General features: G+C 61.7%; 16 protein-coding genes. 8 read left to right on the plus strand and 8 right to left on the minus strand.

Annotated features, from left to right (window positions below; genetic code table 11):
• Positions 1 to 43: 43 nt before the first annotated feature.
• Both DA915_RS18345 and DA915_RS18350 read left to right on the plus strand, forming a co-directional pair.
• On the plus strand, positions 44 to 2,473 hold the full coding sequence (locus DA915_RS18345; protein WP_107676850.1) for a TonB-dependent siderophore receptor: 2,430 nt from the start codon (positions 44 to 46) through the stop codon (positions 2,471 to 2,473).
• A complete protein-coding gene (locus DA915_RS18350) occupies positions 2,473 to 3,696 on the plus strand; it encodes an MFS transporter (protein WP_107676851.1) in 1,224 nt (407 codons plus the stop codon). Before DA915_RS18345 ends, DA915_RS18350 begins: the two co-directional genes overlap by 1 nt.
• A 51-nt stretch (positions 3,697 to 3,747) precedes the next feature.
• On the opposite strand, the gene DA915_RS18355 is transcribed toward DA915_RS18350, so the two are convergent.
• Positions 3,748 to 5,730, minus strand: coding sequence for a phosphatase PAP2 family protein (locus DA915_RS18355; RefSeq protein WP_107676852.1), 1,983 nt, complete (start codon positions 5,728 to 5,730; stop codon positions 3,748 to 3,750).
• A gap of 233 nt (positions 5,731 to 5,963) precedes the next feature.
• Positions 5,964 to 7,244 carry an ABC transporter substrate-binding protein gene (locus tag DA915_RS18360; protein ID WP_003505538.1) on the minus strand — a complete coding sequence of 427 codons (1,281 nt, stop codon included), beginning with the start codon at positions 7,242 to 7,244 and terminating at the stop codon, positions 5,964 to 5,966.
• Positions 7,245 to 7,439: 195 nt separating this feature from the next.
• On the opposite strand from DA915_RS18360, the gene DA915_RS18365 reads away from it, so the two are divergent.
• The 6 genes from DA915_RS18365 to DA915_RS18390 are packed head-to-tail and all read left to right on the plus strand — an operon-like array spanning position 7,440 to position 15,571.
• A complete protein-coding gene (locus DA915_RS18365) occupies positions 7,440 to 9,962 on the plus strand; it encodes a hypothetical protein (RefSeq protein WP_107676853.1) in 2,523 nt (840 codons plus the stop codon).
• Positions 9,963 to 9,975: 13 nt separating this feature from the next.
• Entirely contained in the window at positions 9,976 to 11,070 is a 1,095-nt protein-coding gene (locus DA915_RS18370; protein ID WP_003505535.1) for a glycoside hydrolase family 88 protein, read from the plus strand.
• Positions 11,067 to 12,419, plus strand: coding sequence for a glycoside hydrolase family 28 protein (locus DA915_RS18375; protein ID WP_107676854.1), 1,353 nt, complete (start codon positions 11,067 to 11,069; stop codon positions 12,417 to 12,419). Before DA915_RS18370 ends, DA915_RS18375 begins: the two co-directional genes overlap by 4 nt.
• Positions 12,419 to 13,522, plus strand: coding sequence for an ABC transporter ATP-binding protein (locus tag DA915_RS18380; protein WP_107676855.1), 1,104 nt, complete (start codon positions 12,419 to 12,421; stop codon positions 13,520 to 13,522). Before DA915_RS18375 ends, DA915_RS18380 begins: the two co-directional genes overlap by 1 nt.
• A gap of 1 nt (position 13,523) precedes the next feature.
• Positions 13,524 to 14,519, plus strand: a complete 996-nt coding sequence (locus tag DA915_RS18385; RefSeq protein WP_107676856.1) for a carbohydrate ABC transporter permease — start codon at positions 13,524 to 13,526, stop codon at positions 14,517 to 14,519.
• Between the two features lie 2 nt (positions 14,520 to 14,521).
• Positions 14,522 to 15,571, plus strand: a complete 1,050-nt coding sequence (locus DA915_RS18390) for a carbohydrate ABC transporter permease (RefSeq protein ID WP_060727286.1) — start codon at positions 14,522 to 14,524, stop codon at positions 15,569 to 15,571.
• Between the two features lie 9 nt (positions 15,572 to 15,580).
• Here the strand turns inward: DA915_RS18390 and DA915_RS18395 are convergent, their stop codons facing one another.
• The 6 genes from DA915_RS18395 to DA915_RS18420 all read right to left on the minus strand — a co-directional run bounded on the left by DA915_RS18395 (position 15,581) and on the right by DA915_RS18420 (position 21,728).
• Complete coding sequence (locus tag DA915_RS18395; RefSeq protein WP_192886593.1) at positions 15,581 to 16,627, minus strand: LacI family DNA-binding transcriptional regulator; 1,047 nt, start codon at positions 16,625 to 16,627, stop codon at positions 15,581 to 15,583.
• Positions 16,628 to 16,840: 213 nt separating this feature from the next.
• On the minus strand, positions 16,841 to 17,626 hold the full coding sequence (locus DA915_RS18400) for a TIM barrel protein (protein WP_107676858.1): 786 nt from the start codon (positions 17,624 to 17,626) through the stop codon (positions 16,841 to 16,843).
• Between the two features lie 8 nt (positions 17,627 to 17,634).
• Positions 17,635 to 18,645 carry a Gfo/Idh/MocA family protein gene (locus DA915_RS18405; RefSeq protein WP_107676859.1) on the minus strand — a complete coding sequence of 337 codons (1,011 nt, stop codon included), beginning with the start codon at positions 18,643 to 18,645 and terminating at the stop codon, positions 17,635 to 17,637.
• Positions 18,646 to 18,655: 10 nt separating this feature from the next.
• Complete coding sequence (locus DA915_RS18410) at positions 18,656 to 19,555, minus strand: sugar phosphate isomerase/epimerase family protein (protein WP_060727290.1); 900 nt, start codon at positions 19,553 to 19,555, stop codon at positions 18,656 to 18,658.
• Positions 19,556 to 19,719: 164 nt separating this feature from the next.
• Positions 19,720 to 20,634, minus strand: coding sequence for a substrate-binding domain-containing protein (locus DA915_RS18415; RefSeq protein ID WP_192886605.1), 915 nt, complete (start codon positions 20,632 to 20,634; stop codon positions 19,720 to 19,722).
• 152 nt (positions 20,635 to 20,786) lie between these two features.
• A complete protein-coding gene (locus tag DA915_RS18420) occupies positions 20,787 to 21,728 on the minus strand; it encodes a sugar ABC transporter substrate-binding protein (protein ID WP_107676861.1) in 942 nt (313 codons plus the stop codon).
• Position 21,729 lies beyond the last annotated feature (1 nt).

Raw genomic sequence — 21,729 nt, forward strand, 5'->3', positions numbered from 1 at the left:
CCCGTTTCAGCGGGCGGCATGATCACGAGTGAGAGGGAATGACATGAATTTGGGCAAGCAGGCACGTGGCTGGTTCTGGCTGACGACGACGGCGATCATAGGCGGTATCGTCGCGGCAGGTCCGGGCGCCACGACCGCCAGCGCGCAGACACCGCCGGCCGCAAGCGGCGCATCCGCGACCGTCACCGTCTCCATTCCCGCAGGGCCGCTGGAAAACGCCATCCTCAGCTTTGGCCGCCAGGCCAATCTGCGCATGGTCTACCCCTCCGCGATCACCAGAGGCCGCAGCACTGCGGGCGTCAAGGGCACGCTCAGCGTATCGGCGGCCGTCAGCGGGCTTCTCTCCGGATCGGGGCTGAACTATGCGCTGGCCGGCGGCAATACGGTTCGCATTTTCGATCCCGCCGGCCAGACTGGTGAAGGCGGCGGTTCTGCCGCCGCCGGCAGCACCCTGCTTGCGCCAATCACCGTGCAGGGCACCGGCCTTGAAGGCGCCAGGGGCATCATCGAGAGCAATGGCTATGTCGGCAAATCCGGCCGCACCGCCACCAAGACCGATACGCCTGTTGCCGAAACCGCGCAGTCGATCACCACCGTCAGCCGCAAGCAGCTCGATGATCTGAAGCCGCAGAACCTCTCCGAAGCGCTGAACTACACGCCCGGCGCGCGCATCGGCCAATATGGCGCGGAGCCGCGCTTCGACGCCTTCAAGGTGCGCGGCACCGATCTCAGCACCACAGGCATTTTCCGCGACGGCCTGCGGCAGGTCAGCAGTCAGAACGGCAGCGCCCGGCTTGAGCCCTATGGCGTGGAAGCCGTTTCCATCCTGCGCGGCCCAGCCGCCTCCATCTATGGCGCAAGCAGCTCCGGCGGCATTGTCGATATCATCTCGAAGCGCCCGACGGAGGAGACATTGCGCGAGGTGGAGCTGCAATATGGCTCCTACGGCCGCGTGCAGGGCGCTTTCGATCTTTCCGGCGCTGTCGATGACGAAAAGACCATGCTTTACCGCCTGACCGGCGTGGCCCGCGACGGACGCAACGAAATCAGCGCCATCAAGGACGACCGGCTGTTCATCGCGCCGGCCTTCACCTTCCAGCCGGATGCCGGCACCAAGCTGACACTGCTCGGCGAATATATGGACAGCACCACCGGCGGCACCTGGGGTTACATCAACAACTACGGCAGCGACGGCAAATCAATCGGCGCGACGCCGGTTTATGGCGGCGATTCCCGTTTTAATGACTTCGAGCAGAAACAATGGCGTGTTGGCTATGAGTTCGAGCACGAAATCAACGACAATGTCACCTTCTACAGCAAGGCGCGTTACTCCGGCCTTTCGGCCGACCAGCAATGGGTCTTCGCCAATTATCCCGGCATCACCATCGAGGATAATGAAGGCGTTTCCGCCGATAATTACCTGAAGACCGAATTCGACACCGGCCCGGCGAAACATACGCTGCTGACGGGTATCGACTTCAGCCACATGTCCTACACATCGAAACAGGGCAACGGCGCCAGCCCCTTCACCGACACCTTCACCTATGTGCCTGATGTGTCGCTGATACTGAAGCAGAGGATGAACACCCTCGGCATCTATGCGCAGGATCAGGTTGAAATCGATCGCTGGCGCCTGACGGCCGGCATCCGCCACGACTGGCTGGATACCGAATATCAGTCCCAGACCGTGGGTGCGGCAGCGGCTCCCACCTATGATGGCGATGAAACAAAAACGACGGGCCGCGCCAGCCTCGGTTATGTCTTCGACAGCGGCGTGATGCCCTACGTCAGCTACGGCACCTCCTTCGTCGCCAATCCGGGCGTCATCATCACCACGGGAACGGTCACCGGCCAGGCGCAGCCGACGGTCGGCAAGCAATATGAACTCGGCGTCAAATATGCCCTGCCGCAATATAACGCTTTGCTGAGCGCCGCCTTCTTCAATCTCGATCAGGACAATGCCACGGTCTACGAAACCTCGTCCGGCATCAACCTGCTGCGGCAGCTCGACCTGCGCTCGCGCGGGGTGGAACTGGAAGCGACCGCCTCGCTCGACAATGGCTGGAGCCTCATCGGCTCCTACTCCTATAACGACGTCGAAATCACCAAGCTGACGTCGGAAACAGTTGGCAGGCAGCTCAATTCCTCGCCCTACCACACCTTCTCGCTCTGGGCCGATTATGAATTCCAGAGCGGCGCGCTGGAAGGCCTCGGCATCGGCGCGGGCCTGCGTTACGTGGGATCGAGCTTCGGCGACAACCAGCACACGCCCATTCTCGACAATGAATCCCGCACCTTCGTCGATGCCTCGCTGCGATACGATCTCGGGAAGGCCTTGCCCTCGCTGGAAGGTGTGAAGCTGCAGGTCAACGCCACCAACCTCCTCGACGAGGTCAAGCAGGTCTGCACCACGGGCTTCTGCTATTACGACGAGGGTCGCAAGATCGTCGGCAGCATCCGGTATCGTTTCTGATGCTGCAGCAGACCCCCCTCGCAGCAAAACCGTCACCCGCCGCGGTCTTCGTGGCGGTCGGCGGACTTTATGTCGGCCAGAGCGTCATTGGCGGGCTGACCTTTCTCGGTCTGCCCGCAGTGCTCAGAACCGCTGGCCTGCCGCTGGACCAGATCGGCCTGCTTTATCTCGTCGTTCTGCCCTGGGCGCTGAAATTCCTCTGGTCGCCGCATGTGGAGCGTTACCGCCTGCCGCCGGTCGGCAGGAACCGCTCGCGGATAATCGTCGGCGCGGGCATCGCCGCCTGCGCCTGCGGCCTCGCCACCCTCGCCTTCACCGGCCCTTCGCCAGTCTCCGTCGCAATCGTCATCCTGTCGGTGATCGCGCTGGTGACCGCGACGGTCGATATAGCCTGCGATGGTTATGCGGTCGAAACACTGGCGGCCGAACATCACGGCTGGGGCAATGCGGCGCAGGTGGGCGGCTCCTATCTCGGTTCGGCCATCGGCGCGGGCCTTTTTCTGGTGCTGGTGGAGCGGTCCGGCTGGACGAGCGCCACGCTTGTGATGGCCGGACTGGTCATCCTGCTTGCCCTGCCCTTCCTGTTCGGCCCGGCGGCAAAAACGGTGGCGCAAACCCGGGATCACCTGCCCTCCATCAGAAACGCGCTGAAGCGGCGCGAGGTGCGCACCGGCCTTCTGGTCGCGGCCGTTTATGTCGCCGCACAGAAATGGGGTCTCGCTATGCTCGGCCCGTTTCTGGTCGATTATGGCTTTGATCTCGCCACCATCGGCGCATTGAATGGTGTCGGCAGCATGATCATCGGTTTCGCCGGTGCGCTGCTCGGCGGCACGCTGGTGAGGCTTTACGGCGCATCGCGGGTTCTGCTCGTCGCCATCTTCGTACAGACGGCGCTGCTCTGCGTCTTCGCCTATTTCAGCGTCCATCGCGACGTTTCGCAATGGGTGGTCATGGCGGTTGCGGTAGCAAGCTCCTCGGGCATCATGTCCATCGGCTTTGTAGCGCTCTACGCCTGTTTCATGGGCTGGTCAGACCCACGGCAGGCCGGGGTCGACTTCACCCTCTTCCAGTGCATGGACGGCATCGTCAGCATGGCGGGCGGCCTGGGTGCCGGCGCGATTGCCGAAAAATTCGGCTATCAGGCCTCCTTCGCGCTTGCCGCCATCGTTTCCGTGCTCGCCGCACCCGTCATATTCCTGCTGATGCGGCGGCAGAATTCCTGAAACGGGACCCTTTCGGGCGCGGCGGCATGACCGCGCCCGCACTGTCGCAGCCTACTCGACCACTACCGATAATGCCGAACCCGTATAGACCGGCCGCACTTTCACAGTGCCCGCATCTATCGACGTAAAGGTTCCGGTCAGGCCATTGGCGGAGATAACGTCGAGCCGCGTTCCGGCGGCCGGTGCAGCGCCATCGAAAACGAGCTTCAGCGTTGCGCCCTCAAGCACCGCATTGCCCCTGATCCGCAACGGAGCCTTTTCCGCATCAAGCATCAGCGTGCCGCCCGTCTGCATATAGTCACCGCCGATGACAACGTCTTTGCCTGCCCTGAGCGAAAGCGCGCCGCCGGTGACCAGCACATCGCCGGTTCCAAGCGCATCGGCAGACGACGCCACCAGCGTTCCCTCCCTCAAAATGGTACCGCCGCCATAGCTGTTATGGCCGCTGAGCGTCAGCGCCCCGCTGCCGGATTTGACGAGACGCCCTGCCCCGGCAATATCGTTCGTCCAGCGGTCTGCCGCATTGAACCCGCCGGCGGCGGCATCCATGATCACCTCGACATCGCCGTCAAACGCGCCGTAGCCACCGGCGGCGGCCACCAGATTGATGCGGCCCCATCCATTGCTGTCATCAAGCAGCGGATAACCGGCCTCGATGCCGGTGGAAAACAGCACGGCGCGCCGTTCTGCTGCATTGAGATAAGGCAGGCGCGTCTCCAGCAGGACTTCGGCGCCCTTCGGCACCACCATCGGCGCATCGCCCACGGCCTTGTCGCGGCTGAAGGAGAACGTCATGCGCCGGCGATAATCCGCCCCGTTCTTCGCATCATCGGCAAAGCGGTCGGCATCCGGCCCTGCGCCATGGGCGAAATCGACAAGCGACTGTCCCTGCGGCAGACGCTTAGTGAAATAGGCCTGCAAGGCTTCGTGCGCCGCCTTCTTCACCTCGGCATTTTTCGGATCCTGCAGCATGGCCGCAGCCATCGCGGTTGCCGTGATGCGGCCGCCGATCACGTCGAGCGGCGAATGCATGCCGGCGACGATACGGCTCTCGCCAAGTTCGGAGGCCGCCGTCAGCAATTCGGAAAAGCGCTCCGGCGCAGCATAGGCATAAGCGATGGCGGCGAGATAGGCGGCATTGGTGTGCCCGCTCGGGAAACCGCCATCCTTGCCGCGACCGCGGGTTTCACGCACATATTTCAGTGCCGGCACGATGACACCGGGGTCGCTGTCATAGTTTTCGAATGAGCGGTCGCCGATCGTTTCCTTACCCGTCTCGATCACCTCGCCCTTGGCGTTCATGCGCCAGGGACGCGGTGAGGAATAGAAATATTTGGCCGGCGATGTCGTGCCTTCCGGACCACGGATAACCTTCATGAAGGCGACGAAATCCTTCAGTTCGCTATCGGCCGCACCCGCCTCGGTGCCCTTGTCGTCCTCCTTGCGGGTGATGACCTCGTTCGGATCGAAATCCGCAGGCGTGTGATTGATCGTCGTCGTCGCACCCGCCCCTTCGCGATACCAGGCGGCAAGCGGGCCCAAGCCCTCGATGACGCTGTAACCCTGCGAGCGTCGGTCGTTCATATAGGCTTCGAAAGCGGCGGCACGCGTGCGGTTCTCGCCGGTCACGGACAGGACATAACGCATGTTTTCCTGCCAGACAGCGGGATCAACGATCTTCACATGGCTGAAATCCGCCGGGCCATCACCATTGGCGCCGCCATCGGCCCATTTTTCATCGCCAAGCGTCCAGATGCGATTAAAACCGGAGAGGATTTCAATGATGGGATTGTCCCGGTCGTCATAGGCCCGGACTTCCTCGCCCTTCTCATTCTTGCCGGTCTGGTTGCGATAATTGTCGGCAAGCGGCAACGGATATGTCGCGGCCGGTTCCGGCACCGTGATGGCATAACCACGCCCCACCGGTTCGGCGGCATCAAAAGCCTGCGCGCCGGGAACAAAAACCAGCAAGGCGACCGAGGCGAGCAGGGTCGAGCGTGCGGAAAAGAAAGACGACTTCTTTAGTCTGGCCATGACGAATCCTATGATTTTCAGCGAGTGACGCGTGACGAAAACAGGCGGCGCGGCGTTCCGCGCGCCTCATCGTCAGGTTTAAACAAAGCATATTTCAGTTTTTCGATGGACCGACGGGAACGGCTCCTTGCGGCAGCTCCCCTGAAAGAAACGGCGCAATATGCCCGAAGCAAACACCCCGGGCATATCGTTCGATGGCTTCTTCATTCTGCCAAAGGCGGAAGGACGTGCCGTTATTTCTTGACCGCGACAGCCTCGTTGATCTTGGCGACGTCATCCTCCAGAACCTTGTAGGTCTGGTCGAGCGTCAATTCACCGACGATGAGCTGGCTCATGCGCTGCACGATCTGCTGATACATGGCGCTGCCGCCCTTGGCGCGCTCGAATTCACGCGCGGCCTGCGGCACATTCTTCTTGTTGTCGAGGAAGACCTTCATCGCCGCCTTGGCGTTTTCGCTCTTCAGCTTGTATTGCGGATCGACGATCTCGGCACCCGTCAGGATGACATAGTTCTCGGCAATTTCCCGCTGCACCTTTTCGGAGCCGAGGAATTCGATGAAATGGGCGACATCCTCGGGATATTTGGTGCGCTTGAAGCCGACAATTGCGGTGCCGCCGGGCATGGCGTAGCAGCCGGCATCGCCGCAGGGCGCATTGATCGCGGTCCATTCGAAACCGTCGCCGATCTTGTTCTGGAACGGATTGACCATCCAGTTGCCGGCGAGATAGGTCACGACATTGCCGTTGACGAACTCGTCACCCATGTTCTTGTACTGGGAACCGCCGGCCGCACCCCACATCTCCTTGGGGAAACTGCCGTTCTGCGTCCATGAAAAGAGATCGGCGATGTATTTTTTCGCCGCATCATCAGGGAAGCTGAATTTGCCGTCCTTCACATAGGTCGAGCCGTAAGAGAAGGCGCCGCCGGAAAAGCGGTGGCCGGAACGGTCCATCGTGAAGGGGATCTGCACGCCGGTCGCCTTGGCGACGCGGGCGGACGCTTCCACGATCTCGCTGAACTTGGCGGTCGGGCCGGGCAAGGGTTCGCCGGCCTGCTCGAACAGCGTCTTGTTGACGAAAGGCAGGTTCAGCGTCTGCGACGCCATATAGCCGTTGATCGACTTCGGATCGTTGACATTGGGCAGGCGAAGCTGGTCGAGGCTGGAACCGTGTAGTTTCGCGAAGGCTTCCGCATCCTTCATGTAAGGCCGCATGTCGAGATAATAGGGCGCCAGCTGCCAGTCGGTGATCTTGGCGATATCGGGCCCCTCGCCCACCGCCAGCTGCACCGGCAGCTGCTTGGAAACCGCGTCATAACCCGACGATACGAAATTGATCTTTACACCCGGATTGGCCGTCTCGAACTCCTTGCTGAGTTCCGACATGCGCTGCACGTAACCCTGGTCGTCATCCGTAAAAAGGAACGTAATCGTGCGGGTCTCGGCCTGGGCCGTCGCAAGACCGGCGACGGAGGCCATTACGAGGGCGCTGACGCCCGAAAACAATTTCATCATGCTCATCCTCCCAATGAAAACATTTTCATAAATCGAATGGAAGCTCCTCTGCTTAATTCGATTTATGATGTTTTGCGACTTGACAGAATAAACGTCAAGCTGTTTGTTTTGGCGAAATCGCACAAATCGGCGCAGAAAAGCGAAAGCAGGTTTGTGAAAATAATTTCATTATAGATCGACGGGAGGCGATCCATTATGACGGATGGACCATTTGCGGCGAACGCGTCGCAGCCCACATATACCGTCACGGATGGCGAGACGGTGACCGCCTGGATCGTCTCCGATCTCGTGGAGACGTCGTTTCCCGGCATCGCAGCCCCCGCCGAAGATCGCGTGAACTATCGCTTCATCAATGGTTTCGTGGATGTGGGCGACCTGCCCTGCCGCAAGGCTTTCCAGGAAATCATGATCGGCCGCGATATCTTGCCCGCTGCCGGCTGGCCGGTGTCGCACCTCAACCTGCCAGGCTCCAACCGCCGCGTCGAATTCACCGGCTTCTGGCATGTTCCGACCCACGTACAGTGCTGGCTGAAGGGCACCTTCCGCAGCGAGACCGCAAGAAAGGCGCATTTCCGGCTGCGCACCTGCGGCGGCGTGCGCATCTGGGTGGGCGGCGTCGAACAGGTCCGTTTCGAACCCTTTATCCGCAATGTCGAAAGCAGCCGTGACATCACGCTCGATCTTGCGGTGGGCGATAATGAGGTGCTGCTGCTCTGCGAAGATCTGGCGGAGCGCGACATCATCTGGTTTTTCGAGCTTGAGGTCATCGATCCGGTGCCGCTCACCGTCGTGCTGCCGGTGCCGCTCGACCGGGAGGAGACGAAGCGTCTGGCCGCACTGGTGCGCGACGTTCACCCGGCGCGGGATGTATTTTCCGGCACGCCTCTCGAACTGGTCTTCGGCGCGGCCCCGGCAAACGACCTGCCGGTGCATATTGCCGTCAAAAGCCATGGCCACGAGCGCGCCGCGCTTGCGGAAGTGGACACCGTGCTGAAGGCCGGGCAATCCGCGCTGACGATCCCCGGAACGTCGGGCATTCCGGACGGGTATCACGGTGTCAGGATCACCATGGGTTCGGGAGCGGGGACGGTCACCCGCCTCATCGACGCCGCCTTCATGCATGATATCGCGCCGGAAGCATCCAATGCCGATATCAACGAGCGCAAAAAGGCGGCCCTCTCCTTCAGCGCCCGTTTCGGCGCCTGGCGCATCGGCCGCGCGCTGGCGATGGTCGCCACCGGCAGCGATGACATCGAGACGATTGGCGGCATCGTTGATGCGACGCTGCATTCCATCGACAGGCGCGAAGACTGCTCCGATTTCGTGATGATCCCGCTGCTCTGGCTGGTGCGCGCCTATGGCGACCGGCTGCCGGCCGACATGCGGGCGCGGATCGATGCAACGATCCTCGGCTATCGCTACTGGGTGGACGAACCGGGCAATGACGTCATGTGGTTCTGGAGTGAGAACCATGTTCTTTGTTTCCACACCAGCCAGCTGCTGGCCGGCGACTATTTGCCGGATGCCCTTTTCACCGCGTCGGGCCGCTCCGGCCGGCAGCAGGTGGCGCTGGCCGCCGACCGTCTGGAGCGCTGGTTCGACAGCGTCGAGGCGCATGGCCTCGCCGAATGGAACTCCGCCGCCTACTACCCGGTGGATTTCATCGGCCTTCTTGCCATCGAACATTGGGCGGGGCCGGAACTTGCCGCCCGTGCCCGCCATCAGCTCGATCTCATTTTCGAGATGATCGCGCTGCACACGCTGGGTGGCGTTCCCTCCGGTTCGCAAGGGCGGGCTTATGACAAGGAACTGCGCGCCGGGCCGCTGACGGAACTGGCGCCCTTTGCTGAGGTCGCCTTTGGCAAAGGCTGGCTCAATAATGGCGTCGCCTCGCTACCGATGTTCTGCTGCGGCGACTACCTGCCGCCGGCGCATCTTGCCGCCCTCTCCCAGCTGGAAACCGGCCGCATGGTCGAGGCGCGGTATGCGCAGGGGCTGGAGCCCGGCAAGCTTGTGCTGTTCAAGAACGAGGCCGCCCAGCTTTCCACCGTTGTCGACCACAAGACCGGCCGCAAGGGCCACCAGCAGCATGTCATGGACATCAAGCTTGCCGGCCATCCGATGGCGCGGCTCTGGGTCAATCATCCCGGTGAAGACGATCCATGGGGCACGCAGCGCCCTTCCTATTGGGCGGGAAGCGGCATCCTGCCGCGTGTGGCGCAGCATCGCGATCTGGCCATGCTGATCTTCGACACGGACGATCACCGCAACGACTGGACCCATGCCTATCTCGGCCGCGACGGGCTGGACGAGGTGCTGATGGAGGGCAACTGGCTCATCACCCGTTCGGGCCGTGGCTTTGCCGCGCTTTATGCAACAAACGGGCTTCAGCCCATCACTGCCGGCGCCACCGCCAATCGCGAGATCAGATCACCCGGCCGCCGCGCCGGCTGGGTGGGCGTCATCGGCTGCGGCGACGGGCAAGCCTTCGCCCGTTTCCGCGAGAAAATTCTCGCCACGCAGGTCACCTTCAATGCCGAAAGGCGGCTGCTCTCGGTCACGCCGCCGGGCGGACCTGAGCTTACCCTGACCTGGGAAGGCGCATTCACCATCGGTGGTCAGGCCATGGCCTTCGACCACGACCAGCCCCAACCCAAAATTACCTTCGAAAGTGCCGATCCCGCCTCGGGCGGCGCGACACGACCCTTCTACTCCTAAGCGGAATTGACAGATGAACCAGCCAAGCATGGAAAAAGACACTCTCAGGACGACGATCGACAATGTCGCCGCCGCCTTCAGCCGCCTCAAGGGCATTCAGGAAGGTCTGGTCAGCGGCAGTTCCGACGGCAAGATCCAGTTCGATGAATGGGACTGGGAAGTGGGTGTGGGCCTGTACGGTTTCCTGCGCCGGGCGCTGGCCGCCAACGACCAGAAGGCATTGGACGACCTCGTGACATGGTATGGCTGGCAGATCGAGCGTGGCCTGCCGCCGCGCCAGATCAACAGTTCCGCGCCGATGCTGCCGCTTGTCATCCTGACCGAACATGTCGACCGGCCGGATTTCCGCGCTCTGGTGGAAGACTGGGCCGACTGGCTGGTGCATGAATTGCCGAAAACCGAAGATGGCGGTTTCCAGCACGTCGTCAAGGAACGGCTGAATGAAGGCGAATTATGGGACGACACGCTGTTCATGGCATGTCTGTTCCTCGCCCGCGCCGGCGTCGTCTGCAAACGCCAGGACTGGGTAGACGAGGCGGTCTACCAGTTCATGATCCATACGCGTTATCTGTCGGACCCCGTCACCGGCCTCTGGTATCACGGCTGGACCTTCAACGGCCGCCATAATTTCGCTGACGCCTTCTGGGCGCGCGGCAATTCCTGGATCACCGTCGCCATTCCCGAACTCTTCGAACTGGTGCCGACGCTTGCCGGAAAGGACAAACGTTTCCTCGCCAATGTACTGGCGAGCCAGGTGCGGTCGCTCAGGCAATACCAGCGTGAGGACGGCATGTTCCACACGCTGCTCGACGATCCCACATCGCCGGTCGAGACATCGGCGACGGCAGGCATCGCCTATGGCATTCTGCGCGGCATTGAGGCCGGCATCCTCGGCGAAGAGAACCGGCCGCATGCGGAACGCGCGCTGAAGGCGGTGCTTGGCAATATCGACGATGAGGGCGTCGTCCACGGCGTTTCCGACGGTACGCCGATGGGTCATGATCTCGACTTCTACCGCCGCATTCCCAATCTGCCCACACCCTACGGGCAGGCGCTGACGATGCTGCTTTTGATCGACGTTTTTCTGAAAAGGCCGCAGGCATCATGAGCATGAACCAAGAAATCACAGCCGCAGCCGATGGCCGCGACGCCACTACCGCCATCCAGCAGGCAATCGACACCGTCTCGGCCGCAGGCGGCGGGCGTGTATCGCTCGCAGCCGGGCGCCATGTCAGCGGCGGCCTTGTTCTTAAGAGCGGCGTGGAACTGCACCTTGCCGAAGACGCGGTACTTGCACCCGTTTCCGATTACGAGGCCTATGCGGATACGACGGTTTCGGTCATCGCCGAGGATTCCAACCGCGGCATGCTCATCGCGAGCGGCGCGCACGACATCGCCGTCACCGGTCCCGGCCGCATCGAGGCTGGCGGTGAGAACTTCATCATCGGCGACGACAAGGCCATGGGCACCTATGTTCCAGCCAAAAAACGCCCGCGCGTGATGGTGCTGGAAGCCTGCCGCAACGTGCGCCTTGAAAACCTCCACGTCAGCGCTTCACCCATGTGGACGCTGCATATGGTCGATTGCGAAGACCTCCATTTCCGCAATCTCCGCATCGAAAACGACCGCCGCCTGCCGAATACCGATGGCATCGTGCTGGATGCCTGCCGCCGCGCATTGATTGAGGACTGCTTTATCTCGACTGCCGATGACGGCATCTGCCTGAAGACCAGCGCCGGACCGGATGGCAAGGCGGTGGGGGTCTGCGCCGATATCACCGTTCGCCGTTGCACCGTTTCCAGCATGAGCTGCGCGCTGAAACTCGGCACGGAATCCTTCGGTGACTTCACCAATGTCGTGTTCGAGGATTGCAGCATCGTCCAGTCCAATCGCGGCGTCGGCCTTTTCTCCCGCGATGGCGGCGCGATGCGCAACATCCGCTTTTCACGGATTAAGGCCGAGTGCCACGAAACCCCGGGCGGCTTCTGGGGTTCGGGTGAAGCGGTCACCGTCACCGTTGTCGACCGTCGCCCCGAACGGCAGGCCGGCAGTGTGGACAATCTGGTCGTGGAAGACCTGAGCGGCTCGATGGAAGGCGCGATCAACCTCGTCGCCACCTCGAAGGCCGGCATTCACAATGTCCGGCTGGAACGCATCACGCTTGCGCAGCAACCCGGCAAGCTCGGCACCGGCCTGCAATATGATCTGCGCCCCACCAATGCCGATATTGCGCCAAGCGCCGATGCGGCTGGCCGCGCCAATGCCTGGACGCAGGATGCGCAGGGCCGGATCGTCGGCATGGAGGATTATCCGGGCGGCATGCCCGCGATCTACCTTTCGGGCGTTCACGGGTTTTCGGCGCATGATGTCGCCATCAAGAGAGCGATACCCTTGCCCGAGGGCTGGAACAGGCAGGAGATCGTCGCGACGGCGGACTCGAATGAAGGGAGCAGGTGATGGGAAGTCTAAAACTCGAAAACCTCAACAAGGCGTTCGGCGCCGTTCATGTGCTGCACGACATCGATCTTCAGATCGAAAACGGCGAATTCGTCGTTTTCGTCGGCCCCTCGGGCTGCGGAAAATCGACGCTGCTGCGCATCATCGCCGGTCTCGAGGACGTCACATCTGGCACCATCGCCATCGGCAATCGCGATGTCAGCGCGCTTTCTCCCGCCGAGCGCAAGATCGCCATGGTGTTCCAGTCCTATGCGCTTTATCCGCATATGAGCGTGCGCAAGAACCTTGCCTTCGGTCTGGAAAACCTGCGCTTCAAGCGGGCGGAAATCGAAAGCCGCATCAACGAGGCGGCGCGCATGCTCGCCATCGAGCCCTATCTCGACCGCAAGCCGAAACAGCTTTCCGGCGGCCAGCGCCAGCGCGTCGCCATCGGCCGCGCCATCGTGCGCGAGCCTGATATCTTCCTGTTCGACGAGCCGCTTTCCAACCTCGATGCGGCGCTGCGCGTGCAGACCCGCGCCGAAATCACCCGGCTGCATCGCGATATCAAGACGACGATGATCTATGTCACCCATGATCAGGTGGAAGCCATGACCATGGCTGACAAGATCGTCGTGCTGCGCGCCGGGCGCATCGAGCAGGTGGGCAGCCCGCTCGAGCTTTTCGACAATCCGCGCAACCTATTCGTCGCCGGTTTCCTCGGTTCGCCGCGCATGAACATGCTCAAGGGCACCATCACCAAGGGCAGCGACGGCGGCATCGCCATCGACGCCGGCTACGGCGTGTCCCTGCCCTGCCTCGTGGATCCGGCAACCGTCAGCCCCGGACAGGCGGTTCTGGCGGGCATACGCCCCTCGCATTTCACCATCGCGGATGCCGGTCTGCCCTTCGAGGTGCAGTACCACGAAAGCCTCGGCACCGAGACCTATCTCTACGGCAATATCAAGGGTGAGAAGGAGCAGATCATCGTGCATCAGGCGGGCCATTTCGCACCTGCTTCCGGCTCGGTCCTGAAGATCACGCCTGCGCGTGAGAAGGTGCACGTCTTCGATCCCGCCACCGAACTGGCGCTGCCGCGCCTTGCGAGCGAAGGGAGAGGTTAGCATGGCCAATCCGACGCTTGCCAGACTGTCTGACCGCGTGCTCGATGCCGTGATGGCGATTGCCGAAGTACCGCTCAACTTCATCGAGCGGCTGATCGGCAAAAGGCGCATGCCCTATATTTTCCTGATGCCGAACCTCGTTCTCTTCGGCATCTTCACCTTCCTGCCGATTGCCATTGCCGTCGGTTACGCCTTCACCGGCGGCACCGAACTTTTGATCACCGACCGCCCCTTCGTCGGTTTCGAAAATTTCGGCAAGCTGCTGGATTGCCAGAGCTATATGGACCCCGGAAGCTGCCGGGAATCCCTGTTCTGGACGGCGATCTGGAACACTTTGTGGTTCGTCGGCTTCAACGTCATCGCCACGCTGCTGGTCGCGCTCATCACCGCGCTCATCCTCAACCGGGCGATCGCCGCGCGCGGGTTCTTCCGCGCCATGTTCTTTTACCCGGTGCTGCTGTCGCCCGTCGTCATCGGCCTCATCTGGAAATGGTTCCTCGACCGCAACGGCCTGCTCAACGCCTTTTTCCAGATGCTCGGCGTACCGCCGGAAATCTTCCTGCTGGATGTCGGCTGGTCGCGTTTCTTCGTCGTAGTGGTCTCGGTCTGGTTCCACATGGGCTTTTATACGCTGATCCTGCTGGCCGGCCTTCAGGCCATCCCGAAGGACCTCTATGAAGCAGCCGCAATCGATGCCGCCTCGCCCCGGCGCACGCTTTTCCGCATCACCCTGCCATTGCTTGGTCCCAACCTGCTCGTCGTGCTCATCCTGTTGATGATCCGCTCGGTGCAAATATTTGATGAAGCATGGGTTCTCACCAATGGCGGCGGGCCGGGCACGGCCAATACATTCGTGGTGCAATATATCTACCAGATGGCCTTCGGCAGCGATCTGAGGCTGTTCGGTCTTGCCTCCGCCGCATCGGTTCTCATGGGCCTTGTGCTCCTAGCGCTGACGCTCGTGCAATTGCGCCTTGGCAAAAAGATGGAGTCCTGACCATGTCCAACGCCGTCTCTTTCCTCACGCGCACCCGCCGCCCCGGCCGGATCGGCCTCACCGATATCCTGTCATGGGTCTGGCTCATCGGCGGCACGCTCGCCGTCCTCATCCCGGTCGTCTGGGCCGCCATGTCTTCGCTGAAACCGGAAGCCGAGATCACCCGGTTTCCGCCGAGCCTTCTGCCGCGCGCCGCCGTGCAGGTGGAGGTGCAGGGTTACGACAAGCCGCTCAGCCTGTGGAAAGCCAGCATCGATGGCGTGGAGCGGGAAATGGCCATGATCCGCCGCGTCGGCCTGAAAGCCCAGATGGTCGACCCGGCCAATCCCGGCCCGCCCGTCAGCGTCGACACGCGCGGAATAACGCCGGTTCAGAAACTGACCATTGCGACGGAGAACTTCACCGATCCGCTGACCCGGTTCAGCTTCCTGACCTTCCTCAAGAACTCGGTCTTCGTCACCTTTGTCGCAACGGTCCTGACCTTGATCGTCAACGCCATGGCGGCATTTGCACTGTCCAAATACCGTTTCCGTGGCGAGAAGGCGATCTTCGTGCTGATCATCTCGACACTGATGATCCCGCTCACCGTCGTCATGGTGCCGGCCTATCTTGTCATCGTCGGTGTCGGCCTCGTTGACAATCTCTGGGGTGTCATCATCCCCACCGTCGCAACGCCGACGGGCGTGTTCCTGCTCCGGCAATATATGCTGACCATCCCCGACGAGCTGATCGAGGCGGCGCGCGTCGATGCCGCCAGTGAATTCCGCATCTTCTGGCGCATCATCTTGCCGCTGACGGCCCCGGCGCTTGCGGTTCTCGCCATCTTTTCGGTGCTCTGGCGCTGGAACGACTTCCTCTGGCCGCTGATCGTTCTCAGCAGCCGCGAAAACTTCACGCTGCAGGTGGGCCTCAATGCCTTCCAGGGCGAGTTCTCGGTGCAATGGCACTATATTCTCGCCATGACCTTCCTCAGCCTGGCGCCCGTCACCGTCGTGTTCCTGTTCCTGCAGCGCTACATCACGACGGGCATTGCCGGCACGGGAATGAAATAAACCCTGACATCACTTGGGGGGCGGTGCGATGCTGCCCCTCAACACCAGCCGACAACCGAGCTCGAGCCGGTGCGCCGGACGTGTCGGATCGGCCGCCATAAGCCGCTGCTCCAGCAGCGCAAGCGCCGCACCGCCCAGCCTGTCAGCGGGCAACTGGATGGTGCTGAGCGGTGGCGCACTGAAGGCTGCCGGCATGATATCGTCAAACCCCAGCACCGAGATATCGTCCGGCACCTGGATTCCAGCCTCCGTCAGTGCCTTCAGACAGCCGAGCGCCAGATTGTCGGCTGCGCAGAAAATGGCGGTGGCGTTTCTGAGCGGCTTGTCTTCGGCCAGCAGACGGCGGATGGCAGCCTCGCCCCACTCCGGCTCATAGCTCTCCACCTCGATGACCATATCGGAGGGAACTGTCAGGCCGGCAGCAAGGAAGGCGTCACTATATCCGTCATATCGACGGCGAATCGTCGTGCGGCCCTTCCAGGTGATGTGCAGAATATTGCGATGCCCGAGCGACAGCAGATGCTCGATACCAAGCCGCGCGCCAAAACGATTCTCGGCCGTCACCGTATCGACGATCATGGCCGGATCCTCGCCATTGATCAGAACCACCGGCCGCGCAAGCGCCGACAGCGCCTCGACCAGCTGCGGCCTGTCATCGTTCAGGATCACGATGCCATCGACATTGTCGGCATCCGCCGCCGCTGCCACCAAGGCGGGATCGAGCCGGCTCGTCGCGCTCACATAGGGAACGATACGAATGCCGCGCCGCTCGCATTCGCGCCGGAAGCCGTTCAGCATCGTCCAGCTGACCATGTTGAGATCGCTCTGCGGGGCCGCATCATTGGTCATGGCGAGCAACACGACGCGCAGGGTGGCGATCGTCGCCTTCTGCCTGCGGTTTTCGAGGTAGCCGAGCGTGCGGGCCGCCTCCAGCACCCGGTCGCGAACCTGCGTGGTCAAGGGTGCGGTGCCATTGATGGCGTGCGAAGCCGTGCTCAGCGAAACATTCGCCTCCCGCGCCACGTCCTTAAGCGTCGTTTTCCTATCCGCTTTCATATAGGGAAAATTCAACCACTCTTCTTCAGACGGTGCGGGCAGAAAGCCTGCCTCGCGCAGTCGATCTGAAGAATACCCGTGCCTGTTTACTGTTCTCTAGTCAGCGGAAGACTACAGCATCATCCGTAAATGCGGAATTGATTTCTCTGGGTTTTTACCGATCGTTTATCCCCCGGGAACGCCGCCCGCAGCAAACCGCGGGCGGCAAGGCGGTCAAAGCGCCCGGGAGATATGGTAGATGCTATCCTTCAAGGCAGCGGCCGGATTCTTGAACGCATGCACTTCCGACGCAAAGGGTTCGAAGCTGTAAGGACCGTTATAACCGGCCGCCTCAAGCGCCCTGATCTGGGCAATATTTTCGAGCCGGTCGCCGCCATCCACCAGCACACGGTGGGCGTCCAGCATATCGGCAACGGAGACGGCGGGGTCGGTTACGCCGGAAATATGCACGAGGCCGGTACGTTCGGGGAAGAACTCTGTCTCGCCCGCAAGATGATGGTGGAAGGTGTCGTGCACCAGCCTGTAGACATCACCGCCGCCTGCCGCGTCGATGGCCTTGATGGCCTCGACCTTGGTGCGCAACGACGAGACAGGAAAACCGAGCGGCTCGACAAGGCCGGTCAGTCCACGTTCCTCAAGGATCGGCTTCATGGCCTTCAGCGCCGTGACGAGATCGTCAAAAGACACCGCCGTGCCGTCGTTGAGCGGGCACATGACCAGCGCCTTCGCACCGCTTGCCGCTGCATAGTCCGCCATGGCAACAGCCCGTGCAGGTAGGTCGCCCGACCAGACGTTGAAGGGATAAAGCGCGTTGATCGAGATGATCGTCACGCCGGCCTTTTCGGCCGCCGCCTTCACGGCAGCCGGCTCCACCGTGCCGACGATGTCGGGCAGGTCGTTGCGGATTTCAACTTCGGTGAGGCCGAGTTCGCGGGCTGTCGCGAAGAATTCCTCAAGGGAGAGCTTCGGCGCGGTGATGTGATTGATGGCAAAACGCATGAAAAACCTCACTGATAAAGGGCGGGACGCGTGGGAAGCTTAATTGCGACGGCTGCTCCGTCGGTCTCCTGCGCAGCGACACAGGCGTCGGCGGTGATGGCGGCCACATAGCCATCCCAGGAGCTGGGCCCCGATGCCGTGCCCTTTACCGCCGCATGGATGAAGTCCTGCAATTCGACATCGTAACTGGCGATGAAGCGATCCTTCCAGTCGGTCAGGATGTCGTTCTGCAGCTTGGCGCCAAGCCGTGTCTGCACCGACATCGGCTCCGGCAGGCTGGCAATACCGTCCTCACCCACCACCTGGCACTGGATATCGTAGCCGTAATGGCAATTGACGAAGATTTCGACGTCGATGATCGTGCCCTTCGCCGTCTCCAGAATGACGATCTGCGGGTCTTTCAGCCGCGCATGGCTTCTGGCCGCCGAGCGGGGAAAGAGGACCCGCGCCGAAACATAGTCATCATCAAGCAGCCAGCGCAGCACGTCGATCTCATGGATCATCGTGTCGTGGATCGCCATCGGGGTCACATATTGCTCCGGAACCGCCGGGTTGCGGTGGGCGGCATGCACCATGATCGGCGCGCCGATCCTGTTGTCGACGGCCTGTTTCAGCGCGACATAACCGGCGTCATAACGGCGCATGAAGCCCACCTGAACCAGCCGTCTGCCATGGGCCACCTCGGCATCGACGATGCGTCTTGCACCTTCCGCCGTTGTCGCCAGCGGCTTTTCGCAAAAGCACGGCTTGCCGGCGGCGATTGCCGCCAGAACATATTGCTCATGCGTCGCGCCCCAGGAGGTGACGAGCACGGCATCCACATCGGGTGAGGCGATCAGTTCCTCGCCGGTGGCGAAGATTTCCGCATCCGGGGCGATGTCATTGCGCACCGCTTCTGCCGATCCATGATTGACATCGCTCAGCGCGACGACCTTTGCGCCGCCGAGGACCTTGTTGATGCGGCGGGCATGGTCGCGGCCGATGGCGCCGGTGCCGATGACACCAATTCTCACAGTCATTTTCAAAACCTCACTTCCGGTATTTTTCGATGTAATTGTTGATCTCAGCACACATGAACCGGCCCGATTCATCCGCCCTGTCCTCCCAGGCGAAGACGCAGGAGGTCATGATGCCGTCGAAACCGATTTCGGAAAGCGTGCCGAAGAAGTCGTCCCACGGCACTTCGCCCTGGCCGATATTCAGATGCTGATGCACTCGCGCCTGCGTGCCGGGCGGGTTGAGAATGTAGCGAAGCCCGGAACTGGCCTTGTGGTTGAAGGTATCGCCCACATGCACATGCGCCAGCACATCCTTGGCTTCCCGCAGCATCGCCTTGGTGTCGTCGCCGAAATAGAAGGTATGCGGCGCGCAATAGAGGAATTTGACGTTCTTCGAATTGACGGTGCGGATGATGTCGAGCGCCGGCTGCAGCGTCTCGCACCAGTCTTCCGGATGCGGCTCGACATGCAGGCTGATGCCTTCGCGTTCGAAGATCGGCACCAGTTCTTCCATCGAGCGCCACCAGGCATCCTCGCAGGCCTCGATCATCGAGCCGGTATGGCAGCAATAACAGGAGCCCTTGTCGGGATGCGGACCGCGGCCGAATTCGGAGTTCATCGTGTCGACCTCCAGTTCGATGGCGATCTCGATGGCGCGTTTCCAGTGTTTGACCGCCGCCTGCCGTTCGGTCTCGTCATTGGAGGCCCAGCGATACATTGGCAGCAGCGAGGCGATGCCGACATCGGCCTCCTTCAAAGCCCTCTTGAAGGACCGGATGCGCTCGGGAAACACACGCGGCGCCTTGAACCATTCGAGGAAATCGGCGCGCGGGCTGAGTTCGATCCAGTCGAAGCCGAGTTCCTTCACTTTGGCCGGGAGGGCTTCGAGGCTGAGATGCCGGTGCATGAAAGGGTCGATGGCGATGCGCATATACGCTTCCTTCTCTTATTGTCTGTCGAAAGGCCCTTGCGGGCCGGTTATGCGAGGCCGCGGTCCGGGAGAGGAGACCGCGGCCTTTGGCCGGCTTTTTCGTGGGCGGCCATGTTTGTGCTCTGCTGACGGCATTCGGTCAGCATTCCGGCCAAAACTCCGGTTCAGTTCCGGGCCTGATAGTCCCCGAGGTTTTCGGGCATCACCAGTTCGAAGGGCACCCAGAGGGTCTTTTCGACTTTTTCACCGGCAGCGGCTTTCACCGCCGTCTGAACGGATACTTCGCCCTGCTTCGTCGCGTTCTGGTAGACGGTGATATCGAGATCGCCCGCCTGCATGGCGGCAAGACCGTCAGGCGTGGCGTCGATGCCGGAGATGACGACATCCTTCATGGAAACGCCCGCCGCCTTCAGCGCCTGCGCGGCCCCGATCGCCATTTCATCATTGTTGGCGATGACGGCATCAAACTGCACACCCGCCGTCAGCCAGGAGGAGACGAGATCCTGCGCCTGCGTGCGGCTCCAGTTCGCCGTCTGCTTTTCGAGGATTTCGATCTTGCAGTCCGGCCGGGAAAACACCGTTTCCACGTCCTTGGTGCGCACCAGCGCCGCATGGTTTTCCAATGGCCCCATCAGGATGACGGCATTCCCCTTGCCGCCCATCAGCTTGCAGGCCGCTTCCGCCTCCATGGTGCCGGAATCGAGTTCGTTGGAGCCGACAAAGGCAGTACCATCAGGCAGGCCGGTTTCCAGTTCGGCCGGAGGATGATTGACATAAACGAGAGGGATTTTTGCGGCGGACGCGGCTTTGGTGATCGCCGCCGTGGCGTCACCGTCAACGGCATTGACGATGATCGCGTCGACGCCATTGGCGATAAAATTCTGCACCTGATTGAGCTGCTTCGAGGGATCGAGCTGGGCGTCTTCCACCAGAAGCTCGATATTTTTATCGCGCCCGGCCTCGGCCCTGATGCCGTTGAGCAGGATCGTCAGAAACGGGTTGTCGAAAGACGTCATCGAGACTGCGATGCGGGTCTCGGCAAGGGCCGGCGTCGCGAAGATGCAGAGTGCCGTTGCCATCAGTATTTTTTTCAAGGTTTCCTCCCGCGGAAATCGCCGCTGGTTGCATCATTCTGTGTCGCCGGAGCCGGCCATTCCGCCGGCTCCGGCGCGTTCGGCCCGCCCGGCGGCGCTCCCCGGGAGCGGAGAAGCCGCCTGGGCGAGGCCATGGCTCAGTTCTTGGCCTGATAGTTCTTGAGGTTCGCCGGCGTCACCAGCTCGAAGGGAACGAAGACCTTCTTGTCCACCGCATCGCCCTTGGCGAGTTTCAGCGCCGCATCCAGGGCACCCTTGCCCTGCCCGGCGGCATTCTGGAAAACGCTCACATCCAGATCACCCGTCGCCATGGCGGCAAGCGCGTCCTGCGTGGCGTCGATGCCGGCGATGATGACACTGTCCATCGACCGGCCGGCCGCCTTCAGAGATTGAATAGCGCCGATGGCCATTTCGTCATTGTTGGAAATGACAGCATCGAACTGCACCCCGGCAGAGAGCCAGTTGGTCATCAGATCCGACCCTTGAGTGCGCGACCAGTTGGCGGATTGTTCCTCGACAAGCTTGATGAAGCTGCAATCGGGGGTGGCCACCACATCCTTGATATCCTGCGTGCGCATGCGGGCCGCCTGGTTGGAAAGCTCGCCCATCATCACCACCGCCTTCGCTTCCGTCTTGCCGGCCGCCTTCAGCAAACGGCAGACTTCCTGCGTCTGCAGGGTGCCCGACTGTTTTTCATCGGAGGCAACGAAGGCCTGTTTTTCCGGCAGGCTGTCGAGATTGACCGGCTGGCGGTTGACATAGACGAGCGGAATGCCGGCGGCCGCGGCGGCCTGCGAAAGGGCCACGGTCGCATCCGTATCCACCGGGTTGACGATGATGGCGTCGACGCCGGCGGCGACGAAGTTCTGCACCTGGCTCAGCTGTTTGCCGACATCGTTCTGCGCATCCTCGATCTGCAGCGAAACGCCGCTCATGCCCTTGGAATAATCGACCATGCCATTGCGCAGCACGGTCAGGAAATTGTCATCGAACAGGGCCATCGAAACGCCGATGGTCTCAGCCGACGCGGTGGTCGCCAGCATGGTGGCAAGCGTTGCAATCGCTAAATGTCTTTTCATG

Source organism: Agrobacterium sp. LAD9 (genome assembly GCF_003031125.1).
GTDB classification, from domain to species: Bacteria; Pseudomonadota; Alphaproteobacteria; order Rhizobiales; family Rhizobiaceae; genus Agrobacterium; species Agrobacterium radiobacter.